The 15,059-nt window shown below is 29.6% G+C and carries 16 protein-coding genes; 2 read left to right on the top strand and 14 right to left on the bottom strand.

What is annotated here, in order from left to right:
* Positions 1-2: 2 nt before the first annotated feature.
* The 10 genes from H8S10_RS04285 to H8S10_RS04235 all read right to left on the bottom strand — a co-directional run bounded on the left by H8S10_RS04285 (position 3) and on the right by H8S10_RS04235 (position 8,694).
* A complete protein-coding gene (locus H8S10_RS04285) occupies positions 3-812 on the bottom strand; it encodes a GNAT family N-acetyltransferase (RefSeq protein WP_186838021.1) in 810 nt (269 codons plus the stop codon).
* Positions 813-817: 5 nt separating this feature from the next.
* Positions 818-1,012, bottom strand: coding sequence for a hypothetical protein (locus tag H8S10_RS04280; protein WP_186838020.1), 195 nt, complete (start codon positions 1,010-1,012; stop codon positions 818-820).
* Positions 1,013-1,490: 478 nt separating this feature from the next.
* A complete protein-coding gene (locus tag H8S10_RS04270; RefSeq protein WP_186838019.1) occupies positions 1,491-1,640 on the bottom strand; it encodes a hypothetical protein in 150 nt (49 codons plus the stop codon).
* Between the two features lie 45 nt (positions 1,641-1,685).
* Positions 1,686-2,090 carry a GNAT family N-acetyltransferase gene (locus tag H8S10_RS04265; RefSeq protein WP_186838018.1) on the bottom strand — a complete coding sequence of 135 codons (405 nt, stop codon included), beginning with the start codon at positions 2,088-2,090 and terminating at the stop codon, positions 1,686-1,688.
* A gap of 175 nt (positions 2,091-2,265) precedes the next feature.
* The gene (locus tag H8S10_RS04260) at positions 2,266-2,418 is read right to left on the bottom strand and encodes a zinc-ribbon domain-containing protein (RefSeq protein ID WP_055267239.1); all 153 of its coding nucleotides are present in this window, start codon (positions 2,416-2,418) and stop codon (positions 2,266-2,268) included.
* 431 nt (positions 2,419-2,849) lie between these two features.
* Positions 2,850-4,418, bottom strand: a complete 1,569-nt coding sequence (locus H8S10_RS04255) for an IS1182 family transposase (RefSeq protein WP_186838049.1) — start codon at positions 4,416-4,418, stop codon at positions 2,850-2,852.
* 120 nt (positions 4,419-4,538) lie between these two features.
* Positions 4,539-5,363, bottom strand: coding sequence for an energy-coupling factor transporter transmembrane component T (locus H8S10_RS04250; protein WP_055263575.1), 825 nt, complete (start codon positions 5,361-5,363; stop codon positions 4,539-4,541).
* Complete coding sequence (locus H8S10_RS04245) at positions 5,360-7,066, bottom strand: ABC transporter ATP-binding protein (RefSeq protein WP_055263577.1); 1,707 nt, start codon at positions 7,064-7,066, stop codon at positions 5,360-5,362. The genes H8S10_RS04250 and H8S10_RS04245 overlap by 4 nt, the downstream gene beginning before the upstream one ends.
* A 155-nt stretch (positions 7,067-7,221) precedes the next feature.
* Positions 7,222-7,785, bottom strand: a complete 564-nt coding sequence (locus H8S10_RS04240; protein WP_055263579.1) for an ECF-type riboflavin transporter substrate-binding protein — start codon at positions 7,783-7,785, stop codon at positions 7,222-7,224.
* A 51-nt stretch (positions 7,786-7,836) separates the two neighbouring features.
* A complete protein-coding gene (locus H8S10_RS04235; RefSeq protein WP_186838017.1) occupies positions 7,837-8,694 on the bottom strand; it encodes an S-adenosyl-l-methionine hydroxide adenosyltransferase family protein in 858 nt (285 codons plus the stop codon).
* Positions 8,695-8,943: 249 nt separating this feature from the next.
* Between H8S10_RS04235 and H8S10_RS04230 the strand changes: the two genes are divergently transcribed.
* Positions 8,944-9,564, top strand: coding sequence for a DNA-3-methyladenine glycosylase (locus tag H8S10_RS04230; RefSeq protein WP_055263583.1), 621 nt, complete (start codon positions 8,944-8,946; stop codon positions 9,562-9,564).
* 187 nt (positions 9,565-9,751) lie between these two features.
* Here the strand turns inward: H8S10_RS04230 and H8S10_RS04225 are convergent, their stop codons facing one another.
* Positions 9,752-10,207, bottom strand: coding sequence for a methylated-DNA--[protein]-cysteine S-methyltransferase (locus H8S10_RS04225; RefSeq protein WP_186838048.1), 456 nt, complete (start codon positions 10,205-10,207; stop codon positions 9,752-9,754).
* Between the two features lie 185 nt (positions 10,208-10,392).
* Here H8S10_RS04225 and H8S10_RS04220 point away from each other — a divergent pair, with 185 nt between their 5' ends.
* Positions 10,393-10,866 (top strand): cupin domain-containing protein, encoded by a 474-nt coding sequence (locus tag H8S10_RS04220; protein ID WP_084758935.1) that lies wholly within the window; start codon positions 10,393-10,395, stop codon positions 10,864-10,866.
* Positions 10,867-10,968: 102 nt separating this feature from the next.
* On the opposite strand, the gene H8S10_RS04215 is transcribed toward H8S10_RS04220, so the two are convergent.
* The 3 genes from H8S10_RS04215 to galT form a co-directional block, all read right to left on the bottom strand.
* Positions 10,969-11,856 carry a polysaccharide deacetylase family protein gene (locus tag H8S10_RS04215; protein ID WP_055263587.1) on the bottom strand — a complete coding sequence of 296 codons (888 nt, stop codon included), beginning with the start codon at positions 11,854-11,856 and terminating at the stop codon, positions 10,969-10,971.
* A 315-nt stretch (positions 11,857-12,171) separates the two neighbouring features.
* On the bottom strand, positions 12,172-13,344 hold the full coding sequence (locus H8S10_RS04210) for a galactokinase (protein WP_084758936.1): 1,173 nt from the start codon (positions 13,342-13,344) through the stop codon (positions 12,172-12,174).
* Between the two features lie 161 nt (positions 13,345-13,505).
* Positions 13,506-15,029 carry a UDP-glucose--hexose-1-phosphate uridylyltransferase gene (galT, locus tag H8S10_RS04205; RefSeq protein ID WP_186838016.1) on the bottom strand — a complete coding sequence of 508 codons (1,524 nt, stop codon included), beginning with the start codon at positions 15,027-15,029 and terminating at the stop codon, positions 13,506-13,508.
* Positions 15,030-15,059: the final 30 nt, after the last annotated feature.

The following is a 15,059-nucleotide window of genomic DNA, read 5'->3' as shown; positions in this document are numbered from 1 at the left end:
TTTCACTTCAACATATCTATCTGACTTTCATCTTCACTAGCTTCAAAACCTATACTTGTATAAAGATGAATACCTCTATCATTACATTCATCTGCAGCTAAGAATGCACGTGTTGCTCCATATTTTTTTCCGTAAGAAAGAGCCTTCATTATCAATCTCCTTCCAATTCCCTTATTCTGATAAGAAGGATTTACAGCTACCTCTCTAATCCATACAGTAGGTCCTTTTTTACTTTCATGACCATAGGTAGCTACACATACAATCCCTATTATTTCATCTTCTTCATTTTTCTCAATTAATATAGCATTGTTTCTTGTTCCTGTATTAACTCCAGATGTTTCAGTGTTATTAATCCATTCTTCAACCCACTTAGTAGTCTGTCCTGTAAATCCTCTACTTTGATTTTTACACATCATTGTTACTTTTGATGCTTCCTCACACCTATCAACTGTTAAAAAATCAAAATCATCACAAATATCAATATCATTAAGATTATTCATAAAATAATCATGCCAAGCATTACGAACTATAAATTCAGCTTCCTCAAGTCTAAAAATCCATTCATTAGGTATAAATGTTATTAAAAAATCCTTTTTATTCTTCAAAACATTTATTAGATCTTCTACATTATTTGCTGCCCAATGATATTCATTTATATTTGCTTCAACATTAAAACCATATATTAAAATAATATTTACATTTTCTAAGCATACTTCATAATCATGTATATCGTTATATTCAATATATCGCATTGATGAATATTTAAATTTATTAACTGCTTCTTTAATTTTATTAAAACATTCTTCTCTCATCTATTTCACTTCTCTCCCTCTCTTATTTCGCTATACTCTTTTATAAATTTTGCCGTTTCTCTTCTATTTCTTAGAATAATTATCTTCTTACCTTTCGCTTCTTCTAGAAGCTTATAATAATTCTTTCTATTATTTTTATTAAATTTCCATACAAACTTTAAAAACTCTAAATCAAATCTTTCTGGGCAATTGCCTCCCATATCCGGTCTACTTTTTCCATACCCTGTAATAACTCTTTTTAATACACCATATAAAGATGTGAACCTTGAATAATCTAAATATATAACAGTATCACAACACTTTAATCTTAATGAGCTTCATAAGAATAAATGTAATTTATAACATTTTCGACATACTCATTAATACTGTAATCAAATACTCTTTCCTCTATTCTTTTAAAACCGCACTTTTCATGAGTCATTTGAGATGCAATATTTTTCTTTCCAGTATAGCTTTTTATTTCAAAATCTCCATCTGATTTTAATTTATCTATTACACCACATATTAATTTCTCAGCAAACCCTTTCTTTCTATAATCTGGATGAGTTTCAAGTGCCTCTAAATAATATAGTTTATCTTTAATCTTATAAAAGCGTAAAGCACTAACCCATATACCATTTTCCTCCCATACATAACAACACCTATCACTATCTGTTAAAAAATCATTTTTAAGATAGTTTACATAGTCTTTTCTACTTTACGTCTTCCTATCTCCATATCCGTAATCTTTGGATAAAAATGTTTAATATTATCAATATTGCTTTCTCTATAAATATCCATTAACTTTTTTGAATTCTCATCTACTAGTTCTGTTATTTTAAGTAACATACAAATCTCCCTTTCCCCTTAAATACTATTATATACCCCTATTTTCTATCTCATGTATCCAACTATATTGAACTCATCTAACCTCCTTAACTTGAATGATTGATAAAACTTATTATCAACTACATCTTCTATATCAGTTAATACAATAAACATTCTTACATCCTTATACTTGTCCTTAATTGTTTTAAAAAGATATGTCCCTATGCCCTTCTGCTGATACTCTGGGCTTACAATCAAATCTTGAATCATCAATATATGTTCTCCATCACCTACGCATCTAATAAATCCTATTAACTTATCTTCATCAAAGGCCCCTAATATATATAATGAATTACTAAATGCTCTTATTAATTTTTCATCATCTTTTAAATAAGCATTCCAAGATTCCTTTTTATAAATGCTCTTTACCTCTTGAATCAACATTTCATCAAATTCTCTATAATCAAACATTAATCTCTTCCCTCTCTTTATATGTTTGTTTAATTATAACATATTTTGAAATAACACCCTTAAATTTACATAAAAATAGCTATCAAACTTCTCATATCTCAATATCTATTTTTTCTATTATTAACGCAAAAAAAGAACTGTAGTTATAAACTACAGCTCTTTCAAATAAAACATACTATCTTCTGTTTTGTTCTTTCTTAGCTCTTCTGCAAGCTAAACATCTCTTTGGCTCGTTATCGAATCCTTTTTCTTTGTAGAATTCTTGTTCTCCTACTGTGAATACGAATTCAGCTCCACAATCAACACATACTAAAGTCTTATCTGTCATGAATATTCCCTCCTAGGATTAAAGATTACATATGGATTAATAATTCTCAGTCTAGGAGAAAATATTATCTATCTGAACCTTTATTTAATTTTAAATTTATAATTTAGTCTTTTGTTTCAAGACCTAATTCCATTTTAACATAATATATTCATAAATCAAGTTAATTTTTATATTTTTTAAATTCTTTAGAAAATTTTTACTCCCATAAAATTTAGAAATTCCCATTATAAATGGTTCTATAATGAGAAATATATAAAAATAAGGAGCTGTATCAGATTGAATTAATAAATTCAGTCTGAATACAACTCCTTTTTAATTGTTCAAAATTTTATACACTAATTTTTATGTAAATATTGCTATTAATTTTGTTTTTTTACATGACAAAAAGAAGGTTAGATGCCTTCTGGTATAATTTTCATATATAGTTTTTATTATGCACCTTTCGGCTCGTGCAACAACTCACCGTTTCGACCTTGTAAAGTTTTGTTGTGCAATTTATTAACATTATAGGCAAATGCCATTATCAATAATTCTATTCTAACTTTCTTATTTCCTCTCATTAAAAATCTTCTAAATCCATAATCTTGTTTAATTACTGCAAATGCACCTTCAACTTGAATAGATCTATTTATTCTTAAACGTATACCTTCTTTGGTTGTTATATTAGCTAATGATTCAGATCTTAATCTTAAAAATTCTTTAGGAACATGTAATTGCCTATTATTCTTAGCTTTTGTGCATTTATTTTTATATTCACACCCTAAACAGCTTTCGCATTCGTAGATATTTACTATTGATTTAAAGTTTGATTTTGATTTTCTTGTAGTAAATCCTTTAGGAAGTAGTTTCTTGCCAGCAGCACAAATATAGTAATCATCCTCTTGGTTATAGTGCATATTTTCTCTTTTACTAATATCATTTTTAAACTTTTTAGTTTTTGATTTTTCATATGTTTGAGGCTTAATGAAAGCTTTTTGATTATTATTTTCTAAATATGTATAGTTTTCTTCACTTTCGTATCCTGCGTCAGCAGTTATAGATTTATATTTTTTATTTAAGTTCTTTTCTAACTTATCTAAAAATGGTATAAAGGTAAGTTGATCTGATCTTTCACTTGATATATCTATTCCAACTATATATTCACCTTCTACCCCTATTTGAACATTATATGCTGGCTTCAACTGACCATTTTTCATATGATCCTCTTTCATATGCATGAAAGTAGCGTCATGATCGGTTTTTGAAAAACTATTTCTTCCATTAAAAATTTTATTGTATTCATCATATTTACTTTGTTTTTCTATAAAATCATTAATTACTTCAGTATATTTTTGAAGTTTACTTTTTCTTTTGCCTTTTCCATATACAAAATCTAATCCTTCTTTTTCTTTAATTTCAATAAGTTTATCTTTTACCGCTAATGCATATTCAACTGAAATCTTTTCATCAGGTATACTTAAATTTAAATCAAGCTCTGAACTTATGTTTAATAATATTTTATGAGTTTTATTTTGTAATTTCTCTTCAAATTTATCAGTAGCTTTTTTCCAAACAAAACTATATCTATTAGCATTCGCTTCGATTTTTGTACCATCTACAAATAAATTTTCAAATTCTATTTCATTTCTTTTTTCTAATTCAATTATAAATTGTGAAAATAGGTCTTCTACGCATCCTTCCAACATTTTACTTCTAAATCTCGCAATTGTATTATGACTCGGTTCCTTTTGCCCTTGCAAAAGCCAACGAAAGTTAATATCTCTTTTACAAGCTTTTTCAAGCTTTCTACTAGAATATATACCTTCCATATAGCCATAAGCAACTATCCTAAATAATGTTTCAGGTAAGATCATTGGATTTCTACCTTCAGTAGAGTATGTTTCATATAATTTTGAATAATTTAATCCCTCCGTTACTTCATATAATGTTCTTACTGAATCATCTTTTGGTATAATAATTTCTAAATTAATTGGGAATCCTAATTGATGGATGTGTATAATATTTTTTTTGCACACATTATTTTTCATGAAAATATTATATGCAAAAAGGAGGATTCGAATTCGAACCCTCCTTTTTTTATCGGCTAATATCAAAATTTATTTTGATACAGCCCCATCTTTCTAAAATGGGTTAAAGAATCTTCCGCCATTTAACTTAGTTGCTACTAAAGCTGCTATAAATACACATACTACAATTGCTATAGCTATATAATCTCTCTTTTCAAAAGGTCTACCACTATACCAAGTACGCTTTTTATTATTTCCAAAAGCTCTAAGCTCCATAGCAGAACTTATACTTTCTATTCTCTCTAAGCTTGAGAATATAAGCGGCATAATTATAGCTGCAGAATTTTTTACACGACTAGTTAATCCAGCCTTTTTAGACATATCTATTCCTCTAGCTTGTTGAGCAAAAGATATATCATGATAATCTCTTTGAATATCTGGTATATATCTTAATGCTATTGCAACAGAATAAGATATTTTGTAACTTACTCCAATACGATTTAATGATGCTGCAAATTCACTTGGATTTGTAGTAACCATAAATAGTAGCGCCATTGGTATTATAGAGAAATATTTTAAAGTTACATTAAATTGATAAAACAATTGTTGAGTTGTTACTGTATATGGTCCAAACAGATGGAAAAGGTCCGTTCTTGTTTTATATATTTCAACTCCCTCGTAAGGTGAGAAGAAAAATATAGCAATATTATTTATAAGTAAAAATACTAAAATAAAATATAATACGAAAGAAATATCTTTAAATTTCACTTTAGATACTTTAAACATAATAATACTAAATATAAACATTGCCCCTAGTATACGTGTATCATAAGTAACCATAGATGCTAAAGCCCAAAATACTAATGCAATAAGCTTAGTTGCTCCTGTTAGCTTATGAATAGGGGATTTTAAATCTTGGTATTCTAACATAGCACTCATTTTGCTCTAACACTCCTGTCATAGTCAATAAATCTTTTAACAAATTCTCTTGGATTATCTAAATTAGCTTTTACAGCTAATTCATAAACTGATGTCTCTTTAAGATTTGCAGCCTCTATTACCTTACTATCTGTAAGAATATTTGCAGCTGTATCATCTGCTATCTTTAATCCATCAGCTAAAGCAATAGCTCTATTTGTATATTCTAACATTAGGTGCATATCATGAGTTATCATAATTATAGTTACACCTTTATTATTTATCTCTTTTAAGAATTCCATTATTTCTGTATAATGCTTAAAGTCTTGCCCTGCTGTTGGCTCATCTAAAATAATAACCTCTGGATTAAGTACTAAAATAGATGCTATAGTAACACGTTTCTTTTGCCCATAACTAAGAGCTGATATTGGCCAATTACGGAATTCATATAATCCACATACCTTTAACGTTTCATATACTCTTGTTTTAATCTCTGCCTCACTAACGCCTCTAACCTTAAGTCCTAGAGCTACCTCATCAAAAATCATAGTCTTAGATATCATTTGGTTTGGATTTTGCATAACTATACCAATTTTTTCAGCACGTTCTTTTATAGTTTCATTTTTAATATCTTTTCCGTTAAATAATATCTTACCTGAAGTTGGTTTGTAGAAGCCACATATAAGCTTTGAAATAGTTGATTTTCCTGCACCATTTTTACCAACTATACTTACCATTTCACCCTTATTAACTTTGAATGATAATCCATGTAAAATCTCTTTCTTTTCATTATAACCAAACTTTACATCTTGTAGTTCTAAAATAGGTTCATCACATGTTACTGCAACTTCTTCTTTAACATCATCTACCCATGCTTTTAATTTTTCTTCATAAGTATCAAGTTTCACAGTATCTATATGTTCTGGTTCTACTTCAGGAGTTATTTCACATCCTGCATATTTTAAGGCAGTTATATATAGAGGCTCCCTTATTCCCGTTTCTTCTAATATATTAGTAGATAATAATTCATTTGGGGTTATATCAGCTTTTATAACTCCTCTATCTACCACTATAATTCTATCAACATTTGAATGTAGAACATCTTCTAAACGATGCTCTATAATAAGTATTGTCTTATTAGTCTTTTCTTTTATTTGCTCTATAAGCTCAATAGCCGTTTTTCCTGTGGCTGGATCTAAGCTTGCTAAAGGCTCATCAAATAGTAGTATATCTACATTGTCAACCATAACACCAGCTAATGTAACACGTTGCTTTTGTCCTCCTGATAATCTATGAGGTGCTGACTCTAGATGGCTTTCTATTCCTACTATTTTTGATACTATATCAACAGTTTCCTTCATCTTATCTTGAGGAACACAATCATTTTCTAGTTTGAATGCAATATCTTCACCTACTGTTAAACCTATAAATTGACTATCTGGATCTTGAAGTACAGTACCAACAACATTAGAAAGTTCAGCAATACTCATATTTTTAGTTTCTTGCCCATTTATTTTAAGACTTCCAGTTATCTTACCTTCATATGAAAAAGGTACAAGTCCATTTATACAGTTTGATAATGTACTTTTCCCTGATCCTGATGGACCAACTATAAGTACTTTCTCACCTTCATATATAGTTAAATTTATATTGTTTAATGTCGGCTTTGCTTGAGCTCTGTATTGAAAGGAAAAATCTTTGAACTCAATTACAGGTCTTTTCATATAAATCTCCCTCTTTACCTTTTGTTCGTCTATTTTATTAATACTTAAAAATAATACTATATTTTTTTGCGTATGTATATCGCGAAGTTTTTCCATAACCTACCTAAAAAATACCGGAGACATTACCCCGGTATTATAAACTTTAAGTATTTATACTAAGCTATATCATCTTCTCTATCTAAGCTTCCCTTTTTAACTCTGCTCTTTGCATAAGAGTAAAGTAATATACTTCCTAGTACAGCTACTGTAATCATATTTAAGAAACCAGCTACAGCTCCTTGTACATATACTTTATTTGCTGGCTCAGCATATATTAGTATATCTAATGATGGTGCTACTACAAACCATGCAATTACATTAGCTACAACTTGATATATATTGAATAGTATAATTTGTTTTTTACCGAATTCACCTTCATTAATATTTAATCTCTTAGCTGCAAATCCAATAACTAATCCAACTATTGCAGTAGCAATTATCCAGCTGAACCATGGTGAACCATATGCAGTCAAATCAGTTAACGTATGCCCTATAAATCCTATTGATACACCAGCTATTGGTCCAAATATTACTGCCATTAAAGCTAAAAATCCATAAGCTGTATTAAATGTAGTATTTGGTATTGGTGTTGGAATCGCTGCAAAACGTGCTAATATCATGAAAACTGCTGATCCGATACCTATAGCAACTATTGTTTTTATGCTTAAGTTATTTTTCATCTACTTTTCTCCTCTTATTTTTATTACTAGTTTTAAAATATTATAGTAATATTATTCGTAAATTATTCTTGGAGCCTTTCTTATAGATATTCTCCAATTTGTACCTGTTTGTATATTGTATGCCTTAGAGAATGATCCTTGATTTATAGCTACGGCTAAACAATCTAATGAGTTAACATAAACTAAAGTTTCTCCTACGTGAACCTCAGCAAAAGATGTTGCAAACACCATTATGTTTCTGTAAACTTCTCTTGTATCATTTTTAATAGATACTTCTACTCTATCACCATAATTGATTCCGCTACCCATAAATAATTCTCTGCTAATGTTTGTCCAAAGACTTCCGAATCTAACATCTAGAACGTCTATTGTTCCTGTAACACAATCTCCGTCCTTAGCAGCCGCTACTGTTGGTAATTCAACTATTTCATCAACATTTATCTTAGGCCCTACACCTTCAAAGTCTATTACACCAGCAGCTAATCTAGCACCAGTATAAGCATAAACATCTCTTCCATGGAATGTGTAAGATGCTCCTGAGTTTGGTAATCTATTTATATTTTCATCTATTTCTCTTGCTTCAACAATTCCACACATACGTTTAACATGTGTTAATGTTCCATTATCTGGAGTAACTATATAGTGTCCTGTAACAGTCTTTGCTACTATACTCTTTCTATCAGTTCCTACACCTGGATCAACAACTGATACAAAAACTGTACCTTTAGCCCAATATGTAACTGTTTGAATTAATCTATAAGAAGCTTCCCAAATATTATACTGTGGAATATCATGAGTCAAATCAAATATTCTTAACTCAGAATCAACTCCGTGAGCAACTCCATACATAGCGCTAACTGCACCATCTGCTAAACCAAAATCTGTTTGAAATACTAAAGCATTTTTCATGTCTTTTCCTCCGTCGTGTCAATTTTACATTGCAAGTATATTACACGAATATTACTTTAGTCAACCATTATTTCATTCGCTTTTGTATTTTTGTATTATTTTGTTGAAATTTGTTTTTAGACATACCTTTCAAGTATACTTTTATTATGTATTTATAGTCAAGTATAATTATATACATAATATTAATATGATAGATAAAATCTTATAGGAGGTTAATAAGACGAGTAATAATCTTGCCTTATATAAATTATGGAAATTTTAGATAAATCTTTTTATAGTATAGATGCATTAACTCTTTCTAAAAAATTACTTGGAAAGGTTCTTGTAAATGAAGTTAACGGAAAAATATTTAAAGGAATAATAGTAGAAACAGAAGCTTATATAGGTGCTATAGATAAAGCATCTCATGCTTATGGCGGTAGAAGAACCGAAAGAACTGAAACGTTATACGGCGAGCCAGGAATAGTTTATGTATATTCAATATATGGAATGTATTTCTGCTTTAATGTAATATGTGGTGAGAAAGACGTTGCAGAGGGAGTTCTCATTAGAGGTTTAGAACCTTTAGAAGGTTTAGATGAAATGTCTCTTAATCGCTTCAATAAGCATTACGAAGAGCTTACAAAGGCTCAAATAAAAAATCTCACCAACGGTCCATCAAAGCTATGCATAGCCATGAATATAAATAAAAGCAATAACACTAAAGAACTTATTAAAGAAAACTCTCTTTACATAGAAGATTATAATATTGAAGTTTTGCCTTCAAACATTGTAGAAACCACTAGAATAGGAATTGACTATGCTGAAGAAGCAGTTCATTTCCCTTGGAGATTTTATATTAAAGATAATCCTTATGTATCAAAGAAATAAATTGCGTACTAAGTGCGTAGTCCAAAAGTGCCTATGGCAGTCCAAAGGATTTACCTCGTAAACGTCCAAAAGCTTTTTTAACTCTAAGTTATTACTCTTGGTTATTGTAAATCTTTTGGCCGTCACAAAGTGACCTTTTGGACTTTGACGAAGTCAAACTTTTGCCCAAAGTGCTTCGCACTTTATTTCAACTATTCTTTTCCTCTAGCTTTAAAAGGTATTCCTTTTTATCTATTCCTCCAGCATATCCTACCATCTTTCCATTTGATCCAACAACTCTATGACAAGGAATAATAATAGCTATGGGATTCTTATTATTAGCTCCTCCAACGGCTCGAACTGCTTTAGGATTATTAATCTTTTCAGCTATAGATTTATAAGTTATTTTCTCTCCATAAGATATATTAGATAAAGCTTTCCATACACTTATCTGAAATTCTGTACCTTTTATAAATTTTATATTTAAATCAAATTCTTTTCTCTTACCTTCAAAGTATTCTTGAAGTTGATTTTTACATTGAATAACTGCTTCATTTTCGTCCCATTCCGAACTTTCCATTGAAAACGATACTCCTATGATACTTTCTCCTTCTGCTTCAATTTTTATTTTTCCTATTGGTGATTCATAATACCCATAGTTCATATCTAAACTCACTTTCCTTTTTTTCAACAACTACCTCAAATATTTTTAGGTAGATATAGTCATTCATATTTTTATACCTATACAATAAATTTGTTAAAGACTATTATACTATTAAATGTTAAAATTTAAATAAATTCTTTATTTAATAATTATAGTTTTATTATAAATCTTTTGGAGGTAAAATCGTGAAAACAGCTGAATATTACATAGAAAAGCTAGAAATGCTACCACATGTTGAAGGTGGTTATTTCAAAGAATCATTTTTATCAGAAAGCTTATATAATACTGATAAAAAACTTTGGAGTAGTATTTATTTCTTATTAAGAACTGGTGAAGTATCTCATTTTCATAGGCTGAAATCTGATGAACTATGGTATTATCATGCTGGTGAATCTTTAACAATATATATGATTACACCAGAAGGTAATCTTATTACAAAACAACTTGGGCTTAATATCGAAAATGGAGAATCTCCTCAAGTACTTGTTCCTAAAGGATGCATATTTGGTTCTGCAATGAACAATGATGGTTTTTCATTAGTAGGTTGTATGGTATCACCAGCTTTTGAATATAAAGACTTTGAGCTTTTTAACCGTGATGAATTATTAAGCCTATATCCAGAACATCAATCTATTATAAATAAATTAACACGCCCATAATTATTTCATCAGCCTAAATTTTATCAAAAAGGAACAAGCTAAACATTTATTTAACTTGTTCCATCTTTATTTTTGATATTTTTATCATCTAGCTTTATTAAGTTATTTTAACGTTCTAAACTCATATCCTAACTCTTTCAAATAAGGTATGGCTTCATTTAAAAAAGCTGCTTCATTTATATTTTTATCTGTATCATGCATAAGCACTACTATAGTATCATTGTTTTTATCCATCTTCTTAACATATTTTTTTAAGTTATTCATCATTTGATCTTTACTTAAAACCGCAGAATGTGCATCTCCATTTACTATATTCCAATCAATAAATGCGTAATCCTTTTCTACTAATACTTTATCTATAGCACTAGTTCTCCAAGAATTATGCCCACCCGGAAACCTTATTACTCTAGTATTAAACTCTTCACCTAAAACACTTCTCATGCTTTCTAAAGATTTATCCATATCATTCATAAAAGCATTAACGTTAACATAGCTATTTGGGTATAACACTTCATATTTATGACAATATCCATGATTACCTACGGCATGACCTTCTTCAACCATTCTTATTAAAGCCATTCTAGAATCTTCACTTTTTTCTAGCATTGATCCTAAAATAAAAAATGTAGCTTTCACATCATGTTCTTTAAGAACATCTAAAACCTCTGAAGTCACTTTAGTAGATGGCCCATCATCAAAAGTCAAATACGCTATTTTTCTACCTTCAGTAGATTGAAAATTCCATTTAACTAATGCATTTTCAACAATCTTAGCATCATCTGCATTCGGATCCTCTGATAATGATAAATAATTTAATTCTTTTCTTTTAGCCTCTTCTATTTCATCAAAGCTTGCTGCAACCTCTCTTTCTTGCATTTCAGCTATTTCATCTTCAGTTTTGTATATTTTTATTCCAACTATCATAAATACACTTACTGTACAGACGGCTATAATATAACATATTATAAAAGCAATTTTTCCTTTGTGCATCTTTAAGCCTCCTAACACTTACTACTTCAAAATTATTATAACCATCAATATAAAATATATTATTTTATAATAAAGAAATAATATGTTAAGAGATACTTTAAATAAATTGTGCACTAAGTGCGTAGTCCAAAAGTCGACTGCGTCGAGTCCAAAAGTTCCTACGGCAGTCCAAAGGATTTACTTCGTAAATGTCCAAAAGCTTTTTTAACTCTAAGTTATTACTCTTGGTTATTGTAAATCTTTTGGCCGTCACAAAGTGACCTTTTGGACTTTGACGAAGTCAAACTTTTGCCCAAAGTGCTTCGCACTTTATTTTTATAGTCTATGAGTTCCTTCACCTAATTTACTTGTATAGAATAGTGGTCTTATTCCTGTTACTTTTTCATAGTTTTCTGTTACTTTTTCTTTGAATTCATCTACTTTAGCTTCATCTACTAAAGCTATTGCACATCCTCCAAAACCTGCTCCTGTCATTCTAGCTCCTATACATCCTTCAATTTTAAGAGCCTCATGAACTAGAGTATCTAAGTGTAATCCAGTAACTTCATAATCATTCTCTAAAGATATATGAGATTGAGTCATCAATTCTCCAAAACCTTTAATATCTCCAGCCTTTAATGCTTCCATTGACTTTTTAACTCTTTCATTTTCAGTCACTACGTGAATAGCTCTTCTCTTTACAACATCATCTTTTATAAATGAGTTAATATCCTCAACTGTTGCTGAACAAAGATTTGCTACTTTTTCTTCTTTATTTGAATTTATTATTTCTAAAGCTTTCTCACATTCGCCTCTTCTTTCATTATATTTAGAATCCGCAAGCTCTCTTCTTTTATTAGTATTCATAATTACTAAACTATAGTTTCCAAGCTTTAATGGAGCATATTCATAGTAAAGTGAATTACAATCTAAAAGAATTGCATTATCTTTTTTTCCTAAGCAAACTGCAAATTGGTCCATTATACCGCAATTAACTCCAATAAATTGATTTTCAACCTTTTGACAAAGTCTTGAAACTTCAACTCTATCTATTTCTTCACACTTTTCAGGATTTTCTAAGTAAAGTATTATATAAGCCATTAAAACTTCAAGTGCTGCTGATGAAGAAAGTCCTGCACCATCTGGAAGATTGCTATAGAATAAAATATCCATTCCTTTTACTTTATGTCCTCTATCTTTAAGTTCTTTAATAACTCCCTTTGGATAATTTCCCCAATCATCTTGTCTATCGTAAACTAATTCTTTATCTAAATTTATTACAACTTCACCTTCAACATTTTTTGATCTCATTCTTATTATGTTATCTTCTCTTAAAGTTAAAGCTCCATATATACCTACTGTTAAAGCAGCTGGAAAAACAAATCCTCCATTATAATCAATATGCTCTCCTATTAAATTAACTCTTCCTGGTGAAAGAAAAGTATAAATCTCCTGATTACTATTGCCATACTCTTCTCTAAATAAATCCATCATCTCATTTTTATTCATTTTAACCCTCTCCTTAATAAACTATTTTTTATAAGTGAAAATCCAAATCTCCGATTTGGCAATTTGAAGTTAAGTAAAAATCTAAATTTTAATTTAGCCATTTGAACTTACATCGTAAGTGTACTCCTACGAATGTATATGAGTAGTGAGTTTCCTTATAACTATATAACTGATGTTATAAATTTTTCTAACGCTGCTTGTCCTTTTTTATTTCTCTTAAATACTCCAGAATCTTCTAAAACTTTAGAGAATATTATTCCTACTTCCTCTTTTACAAAATTTCTTGCATCTTCTAAATTCATATCACTATTTTTGTTCAGCATTTCTTCAATCCAATCAATATGCTTATTTAAATCATTATCCTCTAATGCAACTTCTCTATCATAAGAAACTTCTCCTGATATAATTTCAGCTATCTTTTCTAATTCTTTTTCTAATCTTCCCGGAAGAACAGCTAGTCCCATGACTTCTATTAGTCCAATATTTTCTTTTTTAATATGATGTAGCTCTTTATGTGGATGGAATATTCCATCTGGATGTTCTTCTGAAGTTCTATTATTTCTTAAAACAATATCCATTTCAAAAGCTCCATTATTTCTTCTAGCTATTGGAGTTACAGTATTGTGTGGTGTTTCTCCTGTAAATGCTAATATATCATTTGCTTCATCAGAATATACTTTCCATGCTTCAAATATCTCCATAGCAACATCTACTAAAGCTTTCTTATCTTCTGATTTTAATCTTATAACAGTCATTGGCCATTTCACTGTACCAATTTCAACATTTTTAAACTTATCACTTTCATAATACTTTTCAATCTTAGCCTTTTCCATTGGGAATACATGTCTACCACCTTGGTAATGGTCATGCGTCAATATTGAACCTCCAACTATTGGTAAGTCTGCATTTGATCCTATAGAATAATGAGGAAATTTATCTGTAAATTCTACTAATCTCTCTAATGCATCCCTTCCTAACTTCATTGGACTATGTTCACCTTTAAATACTATGCAATGTTCATTGTAATATACATAAGGTGAATATTGTAAAAACCATTCCTTGCCTTGTAGTTCAAAAGGAATTACTCTATGATTTTGTCTTCCTGGATGATTTAATCTTCCTGCATATCCCACATTATCTATACATAAAAGACACTTCGGATATGAAGATTGTTTTACAAGTTTAGCCTTAGCTATTTCCTTTGGATCTTTTTCAGGCTTTGAAAGGTTAACCGTTATTTCTAAATCACCATATTCAGTTTCTGATAACCAATATAAATTCTTAGCAATTCTTTCTGTCATTATATAATTTGATGATTTACTTAAATCATAAAACCAATTTGTCGCCTCTTCTAATCCTTTGCGATCGGCTATTTTATTAAACTTGTTTACTACTTCACCTTCACGTGGCATTAAAAGACCCATAATCCTTGAATCAAAAAGATCTCTATATGTTATAGTATCTTCTTCAATTAGATTATTTTCTGCTGCATAATCTAAAATATTTTTTAATATTTTAACAGGTGTATCTTCTACTACTTCTTCTACTATACCTTCATACGGTGCTTCGACCTTTAATAAATCTAATAATGCATTTCTTGAAGGTATAACATCCCACTTTGAAATCATTTCTTTTTTTAATGCAAATTTTAATAATCTCTCTATTTCATATCCTACGTTGACCATCTTTCCTGCCCCCTATATAAATTTATTAAT

The organism is Clostridium sp. NSJ-49 (genome assembly GCF_014287725.1).
GTDB classification, from domain to species: domain Bacteria; phylum Bacillota; class Clostridia; order Clostridiales; family Clostridiaceae; genus Clostridium; species Clostridium disporicum_B.
The sequence above is the reverse complement of the archived record's forward strand: the minus strand, read 5'-3'. Positions and strand labels throughout refer to the sequence as shown.